Below are 1,584 nucleotides of genomic sequence, written 5' to 3' on the forward strand. Positions count from 1 at the left end.
AGAGCATCATCCTGAAAATTCCCAAAAGGATAAAATAATGAAGCTTTCCGGCAAAATCCAGATCCCGGGCGATTTTGAAGAAGAAAAAATCCTGAGAGAATACTATGAAGAAAAACATCTCAAATGAAAATATTTTTAGACACCAATATCCTTGTAGATTTTTTGACCGATAGAGGCGCATTTACAAAGCATGCAACCGAAATCTTTCTTTTGGGAACAGACAAAATATTGCTCTACAGTTCCACCCATGCATTTGCTACCACCTACTATATTCTCAAAAAATATTCAGATGAAAAGGAGCTGAGGGCAAAACTCTTGGAATTGACAGAGTTGGTAGCGTTGATTGATGTCACCAAGGCACAGTTAAAAAAAGCGCTTTTATCTGATTTTAGTGATTTTGAGGATGCACTTCAGATTTATAATGCTGAGTCCACAGGCGGCATGGATTACATCGTGACCCGAAATCTCAGGGACTTCAAAAAATCCCCTATTCCCGCCATTGCTCCGGACGAAATGGTGGAAATGATCAAGAGACTAAAAAAATAAGCCCGATTAAAAAAGTCTTCTTATTTTTAAACTATGAAAATACTCCATACAGCGGATTGGCATTTGGGAAAAAGACTTCAGGAATTTTCCAGGTTGGAAGAGCAAAAGCTCGTCTTGGAAGAAATCATCCAGATCGCCGACCGTGAAGAAGTGGATTTGGTCCTGCTTGCAGGAGATATTTTTGACACGTTCAATCCCAACCACGAGGCAGTTGAACTCCTATACAAAACCCTCAAAAAACTCTCCAAAGACGGACAGAGACCTGTTATCGCCATCTCCGGCAACCATGACAGCACGCAGTTTGTCGAAGCCCCGGATCCTTTGGCGAGAGAAATGGGCATCTTTTTCTACAGCAGGTATGACAGCGTCATTCCCACAGGAAAATTAGACAACGGAATCGAAGTCACCCAAAGCGGACCCGGATTTGTAGAAATCAAAATCCCCCAATACGGATTTCCCATCAGGATCATCCTTGCCCCTTATGCCAATGAAGTTTTGCTCAAAACCTACTTGGGAGAAGGAGACAGGGAAGCGGAGTTTAGGGAAGTGTTGGCTAATAAATGGGGGAAAATTGCAGACACTTACTGCGATGACAAAGGAGTAAATCTCTATATGGGTCATTTCTTTTTTATGAAAGAAGGTGGTCCTGTCGAACCGGAACCGGAATCCGAGCGGCCCATCCTCCATGTCGGTGGCACGCAGGCGCTCTTTACCCACAATATCCCAAACCAGATCCAATATGCGGCTTTGGGACATCTGCACCGCTACCATGCGGTGGGCAAAAATCCCTTTCCGGTGGTCTATTCAAGTTCTCCCCTCGCCTACTCCTTCAGCGAAGCCGAGCAACAAAAACAGGTCATCCTCATTGAAGCTGAACCGGGAACAGCCGTCAGCTACAAGGCTGTGGGTTTGGAAAAAGGAAGGCCGTTGTATAGAAAAACCTTTGATGATCTTGCTGCGACGCTGCTATGGTTAAAGCAAAACCCTTATTGTTTTGTTGAAATTACCTTTGTCACGGAGCATTCCATAGATGCCGCT

2 protein-coding genes are annotated in these 1,584 nt (G+C 44.1%); both read left to right on the plus strand.

Annotation, left to right across the window (positions count from 1 at the left end):
• The first annotated feature begins 123 nt into the window (after positions 1-123).
• On the plus strand, positions 124-546 hold the full coding sequence (locus ACZFYI_RS20220) for a type II toxin-antitoxin system VapC family toxin (RefSeq protein WP_462525924.1): 423 nt from the start codon (positions 124-126) through the stop codon (positions 544-546).
• Positions 547-579: 33 nt separating this feature from the next.
• Positions 580-1,584 (plus strand): metallophosphoesterase family protein (locus tag ACZFYI_RS20225; protein ID WP_462525925.1); only part of this gene is annotated, 1,005 nt, incomplete at its 3' end.

Source organism: Aquiflexum sp. (genome assembly GCF_977115555.1).